Genomic DNA, 8,438 nt, shown 5'->3' with positions numbered 1-8,438 from the left:
GCCTTGGCCGGTGGCCACCGGCCAAGGCGCTAAGTCACTTCCATCGCACAAATGCTGGCCGTGCAGATACAAGGGGTCTCTCTCCACGCGTTTCAATTCTCATTTGAGTACGCGGTGAGATACCCCTCATCCGGCGCTTCGCGCCACCTTCTCCCGCAAAGGGAGAAGGGAAGAGCCACGACCAGACGGAATGCCCAGTCCTATTGCACGAGATCGGCAACGATGGTCGCGGCCTTGAGGCCGGTGCCGGTGAGGACCGCGACCGTGGTCTCGTTCGCCTTGATGGCACCGGTAGCGGATAGTTTGTCCAGCGCGGCGGCGGCACTTGCGCTGGTCGGCTCGGCGAACAGCCCCTGCCGCGCAAGATGTCGCAGCGCGGCGACGATCTCGTCCTCGGTGAGCGCGACGGTGCCGCCGCCGCTCTCGCGCAAAGCGCCGATGATCTCGCGCAGGCGCAGTGGATGCTTGATCGCGGTACCTTCGGCGATGGTCTTGTTGACCTCGCGCGCGACAGGCGTATCGACGCCCGCCTTGAAGCTCGCATCGATCGGCGAGCAATTGAGCGGCTGCGCCGCAAACAGGCGCGGCAGCCTGGTGATCTGGCCGGCTTTCAACAGCTCACGGAAACCAAAGGCGCAACCGAGCAGAGAGCTGCCGGCGCCGACGGGGACGATGACGTTGTCGGGGGCGCGAAAGCCGAGATCTTCCCAGATCTCATAGGCGAGCGACTTGGTGCCTTCGAGGAAGAACGGCTGCCAATTGTGGCTGGCGTAGAAGGTCTGGCTCGACTGCCGGATGGCCTCGGCCTCCGATTCCTCGCGCGGGCCCTCGACGAGCTGCACCGCGGCACCATAGGCGCGAACCTGCGCGATCTTGGCCGGCGACGTGGAAGCAGGCGCGAGAATCTTCACGCGCATGCCGCCGGCGGCACCTAACCCCGCCATCGACGAGCCGCCATTGCCGGACGAGTCCTCCAGAATAGCGTAGACGCCGATCTGCCGAAGGAAGGACAGCATCACGGCGGAGCCCCGGTCCTTGAAGCTGCCGGTCGGGTTGAACCATTCGAGCTTGAAGAACGGGCACAGCTCGCCCCAGGCCTGCTGCACCAGCGGCGTGCAGCCTTCGCCGAGCGTGATCGGAGCCTTGATCTCGACCGGCAGCGCCGCCCGGTAGCGCCAGAGCGAGCGCGCCCGGCCGTCGATGTCCTCGCGCGACATCCCTGCCCCCGGCGTCACCAGCAGCGGCGTGCGTTCGTCCGAGCACCAGCGCGGCTGGTCCAGCGGATAGAGCTTACCGTTGCGGGGGTCGATGTAGGCGGCGGCGGGCATGGCGGTCTCCAAGAAAGACGATAAGGCAGGCGATACGGCAAAGGCGATCTGGGCGTTTGGTTTGATGACACGTTTTGTCCGGAAACTCGACGCCCGCCGAGCAGTCCGTGCACCGCCCCTTTAAAACGTTAAAAACATAATTATTTCATCATCTTACCGCGATGGCGGCGCGGTCCGCCAGTGCGGTGGCGTGGCACTCGGGCAAGTGCTGCCGGGTCGCCGGACGACGGGAATTTGGCCGCGAGCCGCCCTGCCCCCGCGCGGCACGATTAACTTGTCTGTCGCGACTGCCCGCTACAATATGTTGGATTGAGCTCGCGCCGCCGATGTTCCGCATCGGCAGCGCGACGAGCCAAGGCCCGTCCGAGCGGCGGGCCGTTGGCTTTTTAGGAGTTTGGTCATGAGCCGCGCGAACCGTACCGACCACATCCGCCTCACCTCCCATCCGGAGCCGGGCCGAAAGGCGGCCTTCCCGATCCACTGGGGCGCGGCCGACGCACGCGCCCGCGGGCCGATCATCGGCACGGTGTCGCGCGCCGGGGATCGCAACGTGATCGGCAGCCATGGCGGCTCCTATGCAATGTACCGCGCGCTCGCGGTGTCCGCCGGCGCGCTCGATCCAATTCGTAGGCCCGATCTCACCAACACCTTTCCGGCCGCGACCATCGGGCCGTTCCCGCAGTGGAGCGATCCCGCCAAGATCGTCGCGCTCGATCCCTGGGGACATCTCGTCGCCGAGAATTTTGGCAAGGACATCGCCGAGGGCATCGATATCCGCCCGAGCATCGCGGTGACGCGGGCGCGGCTGGACCTGCCGGAGATCCGCGAGGCGCTCGCCGCAAAGCGCCTGCGCGCCGACGGTGACGTCGTACACGCCAATGGCAGCGTGTCGGTGGTGAAGATCGCGATCGATCCGGTCTGGTATCTGCCCGGCCTTGCGGAACGCTTTGCGACCAACGAGACCGAGCTGCGGCGCACGCTGTTCGAGCAGACCGCCGGCATGTTCCCCGAACTGGTGACACGGCCGGACATGAAGGTGTTTCTGCCACCGATCGGGGGCACCACCGTGTACATGTTCGGCGATGTGACAAAACTGCCGGACCATCGCACCAAGATCACCTGCCGGGTGCATGACGAGTGCAACGGTTCCGACGTGTTCGGCTCCGACATTTGCACCTGCCGTCCCTACCTCATCCACGGCATCGAGGAATCCGCGCGCGGCGCGCAGGAGGGCGGGCTCGGGCTCGTGATCTACAACCGCAAGGAAGGCCGCGCACTCGGCGAGGTCACGAAATTCCTGGTCTACAATGCGCGCAAGCGCCAGGAGGACGGCGACGCGGCCGCCGCCTATTTCGAGCGCACCGAATGCGTCGCCGGCGTCCAGGATGCCCGCTTCCAGCAATTGATGCCCGATACCATCCACTGGCTGGGCCTGAAGCGCATCGACCGCTTCCTCTCGATGAGCGACATGAAGCATGACGCCCTGACCTCGCAGGGCATCGACATCGTCGAGCGCGTGCCGATCCCGCCCGAGCTCATTCCCGCCGACGCCTATGTCGAGATCGCCGCGAAGAAGGCCGCCGGCTATTACTCCACCGACATTGCGCCGGAGAAGGACGTCGATGGCGTGGTCGGACGTTCGCTGGAAAAATACTGATCGATTGATGGCAGACGCTTTGGAATTGCAGGCCCGTTCGCTGCTCAGCGCAGGAGCGGTTCGCGCGCGTGCCGGCGAGATGTTCGAGATCGGCCTTGCCGGCGGACTCACCCATTTCACTGTTGATCTCGATCGCATGGACGGCGTTGCTGATGCCGTGCTCGCGGTGACGCGCAAAGCCTATCCCACTTTGGAAATCCCGTTTCATGCGCGATGGCGCCATTTCGTGCTTGGCGGCGTCGACCGCTGGGCGCGGCTTGCGGATTCGGCGTCATGGCCCGATCGCCCGGCGCGGGCGCGCGCGGAGTTCGACCTTGCCATCGTCAGCGTGCTGCTCGACGCCGGCGCGGGTGCGGCTTGGCAATACCGCGAGGCCGCGACGGCACAGAGCATCGGCCGATCCGAAGGACTTGCGATCGCGAGTCTCGACATGTTCGCGAGCGGTCTTTTCTCCCGCGATGCCCGCGCGCCCTTCAGGGCCGATGCCGACGTGCTCGCGCAACTGCCGCTCGCCGCGCTCACTTCGGCCTTTCAGGTGAGCGACACCAATCCGCTGCTCGGGCTCGAGGGGCGGACCGATCTGCTGCGGCGCTTGGGCAGGCTGGTGGCGGAGCGCGCGGACGTGTTCGGCGCGCACGACACGCCACGGCCGGGCGGTTTGTTCGATCACATCGCTGCGCAGGCGAAGGGCGGCGCGGTTCCCGCACCCGCGATTCTCTCGGCGGTGCTGAATCAGCTCGGACCGATCTGGCCGTCGCGGCTGGAGCTTGCCGGAATTCCGCTCGGCGATTGCTGGCGCCATCCGGCGATCAAGGCCAGCGATGCGACCGCGGGCCTCATGCCCCTGCACAAGCTGTCGCAATGGCTGAGCTATTCGCTAATCGAGCCGCTACAGCGCGCCGGAATTGACGTCACCGACATCGACGGCCTGACCGGGCTTGCCGAATATCGCAATGGCGGCCTGTTCGTCGATCACGAGGTGCTGCGCCTGCGCAACCCCGCCGACGCCGAACGTGCGCATGCGGTGGACTCCCTCCTCGTCGTCGAGTGGCGCGCGCTGACCGTGGCGCTGCTCGATCGGCTTGCCGAGCTGGTCCGCGCAAAACTCGGACGCACGCCTGAGACATTGCCGCTCGCGAGCATTCTGGAAGGCGGCACCTGGGCCGCGGGCCGCGCCATCGCCTTCGCGCGCCGTCCCGATGGTTCGCCGCCGCTCAAGGTGATCAGCGACGGCACGGTGTTCTAAGAACCCTCTCCCCTTGTGGGAAAGGGTGGCTTCGCGGAGCGAAGCCGGGTGAGGGGTTGTCTCCGCGGGCATATCTCTCACAGGAGTTCGCGGAAAGTACCCCTCATCCGGCGCTTCGCGCCACCTTCTCCCACAAGGGGAGAAGGAAGAAAGGCATCCCGTCATGCAAGGCGTCACGATCGTCGATCATCCGCTGGTGCAGCACAAGCTGACCCTGGTGCGGGACAAATCGATCTCGACCAAATCGTTTCGGGAGCTGATCAAGGAGATCGGCATGCTCCTGTGCTACGAGGTAACGCGCGACCTCCCGCTCGCCGATACCGTCATCGAGACGCCGCTGGCGACGATGCATTCGGCAAAGATCGCGGGCAAGAAGCTGGTATTCGTGCCGATGCTGCGCGCCGGCACCACCTTCGTTGACGGCATGATGGACCTGGTGCCGACCGCGCGCGTCGCGCATATCGGCCTCTACCGTGAGCCGCACAGTTTTGCGGCGGTCGAGTATTTCTTCAAATCGCCATCCGATCTCAGCGAGCGCCTGGCGATCGTGGTGACGCCGGTGGTTGCGACGGCCAACACGGCTGTGGCCGCCATCGACCGGCTGAAGGAGCGAGGCGCCAAGGATATTCGCCTCGCCTGCCTGATCGCCGCCCCGGAAGGACTAGAGCGGCTGCGCGGACTGCATCCGGACGTGCCGATCTGGACCGCCGCAGTCGACGAAGGTCTCGACGAGAACGGCTTTATCCTGCCGGGCCTCGGCGACGCCGGCGACCGCGCCTACGGGACCAGATAGGCGCCGGCCTGCAAACCGCGTCACGTTAGGAACAGCTTCGCTCGCTCAAGGTTTTCCTGCTCTACGATGGAGAGCACGATGACCTATCAGGATGACGACCGCAGGGCAGACAGAGCACGCCGCAACAGCCCGGTGGGCTGGGCGATCGGCGCAATCTTCGTGATCGCCGTGGTCGCGGCCGTCTTCTTCTACAATGGACGCGACGTCGGCCCGCAGACCACCACCTCCAGCCCGAACAACGCGCCGAGCGTCACCACCGGCTCGACCAATTCGCCCGCCCCGGCAAAATGATACGCGCGCCGCTCCGTCAGATCGGCGGCCGCGGCGGCAGATCCTTCGCATCGGCGGGCGCGGGCTTCTCCTTGAGGTCGGCGATCAACCGTTCCATTTCGCCGATCTCCCGCACCTGGGCTTCGATGATGTCGTCAGCCAGCTTGCGAACGCGGGGATCCCTGATGTGCGCGCGCTCGCTGGTGAGAACCGCGATGGAATGATGCGGGATCATCGCCTCCATATAGGCGACATATAGGCGACGTCGGTCACGGTCTGCTGGCTTCGAACGAGCCAGAGCGAAACCGCAAACACGACGGCGCTGACGGCCAGAATGGCGACGTTCGCCGTGCGGTTCCTGTACATGCCCCACATGAAAGCGAGCATCACGGCGGCCATGACCGCACCCATCAGCAACGCCATCCACGTCCGGGTCTGGCTGTACCAGACGTGATCCAGAGCGAAGGTGTTGAGATACATCAGACCGAACATGATCACGGTGGAAGCCGCGATCATCGTGACGAAACGACCGTAAGCCATGAGGAACTTCCGCTGTTTATTGGGGGGGATAACCACTCCCCGAGCGATCGTTCCTCGCCGATGGATGATTTGGCGCGGGGCCAACGCGTCGGCGGCAAGAGATTCAGATCTTGCCGCTGCCGCAGATCCCCTTCAGCGACCGCCACTCCGCATCGGTCAGCAGCGGCGCGCCGCTGGCGGGGCGGTCTTCTTTCGTCATGCGTGCGAGGCGGTCCTCGGTCAGCGGATGGCTCGCCAGGATCGACGTGAGGCCGCCGCCTTCCTTGCCGGTGATGCGGAACATCAATTCGGCTGCGGGCTTCGGCGAACGGCCGAGCTTGTGCATGATCTCGATGGCAAACGTATCCGCAGCGGTCTCGGCTTCGCGCGAATAGGAGGCCTCGACCACGCTGCGTGAGGCGAAGATCACCGCGCTCGAGCCCGTGACGTCGCCGAACAACAGGCCGATCAGGAAGGAGGTGCCGCCGTTGTAGATCAACCCGCGCATGTTGTCGTAGTGCTTGAGATGACCGAGCTCGTGGGCGATGATGCCGGCGAGTTCGTCCGGGCTTTCAGCCTTGTCGAGCAGGCCCTTCAGCACGAAGACCTTGCCGCCGGGCAGCGCGAACGCGTTCGGCACCGGGGTCGGCAGCACGCCCGCGGTCATGGAATCGTCGTCGAGGCCGGCGGCATCGCGCAGCCGATTGACGAGCTTGATGAAGGCCGCCTTCCCCGCCGCATCCTCGCACGCATTGCGACCGAAGATGGTCTTCACCTGAACCTCCGACGCATCGCCGATGCGCCGCTCGATCGGCTTCGGCACCAGCGGCGCGAGGCGGTCGGCAGCGAGCGGCACGCCGAACAGCACGACGCAGACGATGGAGACGGCGGCAGCTATCGACCAGCCGACGATTTTTGCGATCCCGCGGCGCGAGGTCTGGTGGTCGTCGAGCCGTACGCAGCGGACAGTCACGTCTGAGGCGAGCAAAGCGTCGCGGATTTCCAGCCGCGCCAGCGGCGGCGCGGAAGCGCAGGCGAGCCGCAAAATGCCGGGCGGGCTGTCGGCGCGGCGGATGTCGGCATAGGCCCAGCGAACGGGCGGCGCACCCTCTTCGAGGATCTCGAGCGCGTCACTGAGCGTCAGCGTCACCTGCCGCCTGCGGCTCGACACGCCGTCGAAGAAAATCGTCGGCTTTGCGGATTGCGCCGGGACCTCGGTGGACAACTCACTCACAGCTCAGAATCCCGCGACATCGAGTCCGTCGGCAAAGCCTTCGCCGAGCGCGCTGGCAAGCTCGGCGCTGCCGCGCACGTCAGCCGCGGCCGCGATATTGTACACATCCACCGTTTCCAGCACCTTGGCCCAGAGATCGCGCTGGAGATAGACCCGCATGACAATGTTGAGGGCCAGGGCGAGTGCGAGGTAGCCGACGACCATCATCACCAGTGTCGGAATGCTCTTGGCGGCATTGCCGGGCCCCAACGCCTGCTCGACCGAAAGACCGCTCAGCTTGACGACGAGCATGGTGGCTCCGCCGACATAGGCGGCGAACATGACCGAGAGCAGCATCCACCAGCCGATCACCTTCCAGTACAGGCTGTAAAATGCGTTGTGCGGCAGTTGCGAGGACACGCTGACATCGCCGATGCGGATACCGTCGAGCCACCAGCGCCACTCGCGCGCCTTGAACTCGGCATAGAAGAACGGCGCGAGCGGAAAGATAACCATTGCGATCGGGCTCAGCAGCCACAGCCACCAGCCGCGCTTGAAGAACGTCCAACCGTCGCCCGCGAAATCGCCGCGCAAATCGCCGTAATGGGTGTGCCGCATCTTGTACCGTTCGAGCGAGGCCTCGCGCCACGGCAATGCGAGCCCAAGCGTCAGGAACACCAGCAAGCCCCACAGCATGGCGCGGAACGAATAGGCCCAGCCCGATCCGTCCATCCAGAACCGCACGCCGCGCCAGACCGTGCGCGTCAGGCGATAGCGTCGCGCGCGAAAGATCGCGAACTGGCCGAAGGCGTAGAAGCTGATGAACAGCGGCGTCGAGGCAAAGCCCTGCCAGCGCTCGAACTCAATACCGACAAGGAAGTAAGCGAGGTAGATCGGCACCAGGATCGCGAGCGCGAACAGGAAGCCGACCAGAAGCTCCTTGGCCCGCCCGGTATATTCGGCGGCGTCGCCATCGACCGCGGTGTTCGCCCACAGATGACGGCGGATGTCGGTGGCGAGCCAGAACCGGTAGAAGCCGAAGGTGACGAGTTCGAGCATGGCACCCTTGGTGACCAATTTGCGAAACTCGGTGCGGTTGCCGGTGAAATCGACCCGCGTGGGCGGCAGCGGCGGGGGTAAGGGTTCTGACCCGATGGGGGCCCATTGCATGTCGTTCACGGCGGCAACCTCGGGGTGCGGACCTGGTTCGATCAAACTTATAGATCAGGGATTAGTCGATCCCCAAGATCGGCGGGTTCGATTTGGCTCGATTCCGGTCGATTTCTGGCACGATTCCGCTGTCGAGGGCGTGCGCGAGATCACGTTCGCGAATGTCCCGTAGATGGGGTAACGGGTCGGCCTCCGCGGCCAAGCCGCGCTAGCTACGGCGCTATGTGATGCGCGCGTCGCGC

The 8,438-nt window shown here is 65.3% G+C and carries 9 protein-coding genes; 4 read left to right on the top strand and 5 right to left on the bottom strand.

Translation table 11 applies throughout. The features are described 5' to 3' along the window. Window positions 1–200 precede the first annotated feature (200 nt). Window positions 201–1,328, bottom strand: a complete 1,128-nt coding sequence (locus AC0L3S_RS38395; RefSeq protein ID WP_473285071.1) for a threonine synthase — start codon at window positions 1,326–1,328, stop codon at window positions 201–203. A gap of 400 nt (window positions 1,329–1,728) precedes the next feature. Between AC0L3S_RS38395 and AC0L3S_RS38390 the strand changes: the two genes are divergently transcribed. The 4 genes from AC0L3S_RS38390 to AC0L3S_RS38375 all read left to right on the top strand — a co-directional run bounded on the left by AC0L3S_RS38390 (window position 1,729) and on the right by AC0L3S_RS38375 (window position 5,315). Then, entirely contained in the window at window positions 1,729–2,985 is a 1,257-nt protein-coding gene (locus tag AC0L3S_RS38390) for a GTP cyclohydrolase II (protein ID WP_473285069.1), read from the top strand. 7 nt (window positions 2,986–2,992) lie between these two features. Continuing rightward, window positions 2,993–4,231, top strand: coding sequence for a URC4/urg3 family protein (locus AC0L3S_RS38385; protein ID WP_473265774.1), 1,239 nt, complete (start codon window positions 2,993–2,995; stop codon window positions 4,229–4,231). 163 nt (window positions 4,232–4,394) lie between these two features. Beyond that, entirely contained in the window at window positions 4,395–5,024 is a 630-nt protein-coding gene (upp, locus tag AC0L3S_RS38380) for a uracil phosphoribosyltransferase (protein ID WP_007614501.1), read from the top strand. A 78-nt stretch (window positions 5,025–5,102) separates the two neighbouring features. Then, window positions 5,103–5,315, top strand: coding sequence for a hypothetical protein (locus AC0L3S_RS38375; RefSeq protein WP_473285067.1), 213 nt, complete (start codon window positions 5,103–5,105; stop codon window positions 5,313–5,315). 16 nt (window positions 5,316–5,331) lie between these two features. Here the strand turns inward: AC0L3S_RS38375 and AC0L3S_RS38370 are convergent, their stop codons facing one another. The 4 genes from AC0L3S_RS38370 to AC0L3S_RS38355 form a co-directional block, all read right to left on the bottom strand. After that, a complete protein-coding gene (locus AC0L3S_RS38370; RefSeq protein WP_473285065.1) occupies window positions 5,332–5,529 on the bottom strand; it encodes a DUF305 domain-containing protein in 198 nt (65 codons plus the stop codon). Continuing rightward, on the bottom strand, window positions 5,526–5,834 hold the full coding sequence (locus tag AC0L3S_RS38365; protein WP_473285063.1) for a hypothetical protein: 309 nt from the start codon (window positions 5,832–5,834) through the stop codon (window positions 5,526–5,528). Before AC0L3S_RS38365 ends, AC0L3S_RS38370 begins: the two co-directional genes overlap by 4 nt. Before the next feature lie 103 nt (window positions 5,835–5,937). Continuing rightward, a complete protein-coding gene (locus tag AC0L3S_RS38360) occupies window positions 5,938–7,047 on the bottom strand; it encodes a M48 family metallopeptidase (RefSeq protein WP_473285061.1) in 1,110 nt (369 codons plus the stop codon). A 3-nt stretch (window positions 7,048–7,050) separates the two neighbouring features. After that, the gene (locus AC0L3S_RS38355; RefSeq protein WP_473285073.1) at window positions 7,051–8,196 is read right to left on the bottom strand and encodes a DUF898 family protein; all 1,146 of its coding nucleotides are present in this window, start codon (window positions 8,194–8,196) and stop codon (window positions 7,051–7,053) included. Between the last annotated feature and the right edge of the window lie 242 nt (window positions 8,197–8,438).

This window comes from Bradyrhizobium sp. Ken01, assembly GCF_055807355.1.
This window is presented reverse-complemented; position numbering and strand designations above follow the sequence as displayed.

What these genes read in the sequence shown, in the direction of transcription:
- AC0L3S_RS38395 (WP_473285071.1), bottom strand. Translation starts at nt 1,328, where the DNA reads ATGCCCGCCGCCGCCTACATCGACCCCCGCAACGGTAAGCTCTATCCG.
- AC0L3S_RS38390 (WP_473285069.1), top strand. Translation starts at nt 1,729, where the DNA reads ATGAGCCGCGCGAACCGTACCGACCACATCCGCCTCACCTCCCATCCG.
- AC0L3S_RS38385 (WP_473265774.1), top strand. Translation starts at nt 2,993, where the DNA reads ATGGCAGACGCTTTGGAATTGCAGGCCCGTTCGCTGCTCAGCGCAGGA.
- upp (WP_007614501.1), top strand. Translation starts at nt 4,395, where the DNA reads ATGCAAGGCGTCACGATCGTCGATCATCCGCTGGTGCAGCACAAGCTG.
- AC0L3S_RS38375 (WP_473285067.1), top strand. Translation starts at nt 5,103, where the DNA reads ATGACCTATCAGGATGACGACCGCAGGGCAGACAGAGCACGCCGCAAC.
- AC0L3S_RS38370 (WP_473285065.1), bottom strand. Translation starts at nt 5,529, where the DNA reads ATGATCCCGCATCATTCCATCGCGGTTCTCACCAGCGAGCGCGCGCAC.
- AC0L3S_RS38365 (WP_473285063.1), bottom strand. Translation starts at nt 5,834, where the DNA reads ATGGCTTACGGTCGTTTCGTCACGATGATCGCGGCTTCCACCGTGATC.
- AC0L3S_RS38355 (WP_473285073.1), bottom strand. Translation starts at nt 8,196, where the DNA reads ATGCAATGGGCCCCCATCGGGTCAGAACCCTTACCCCCGCCGCTGCCG.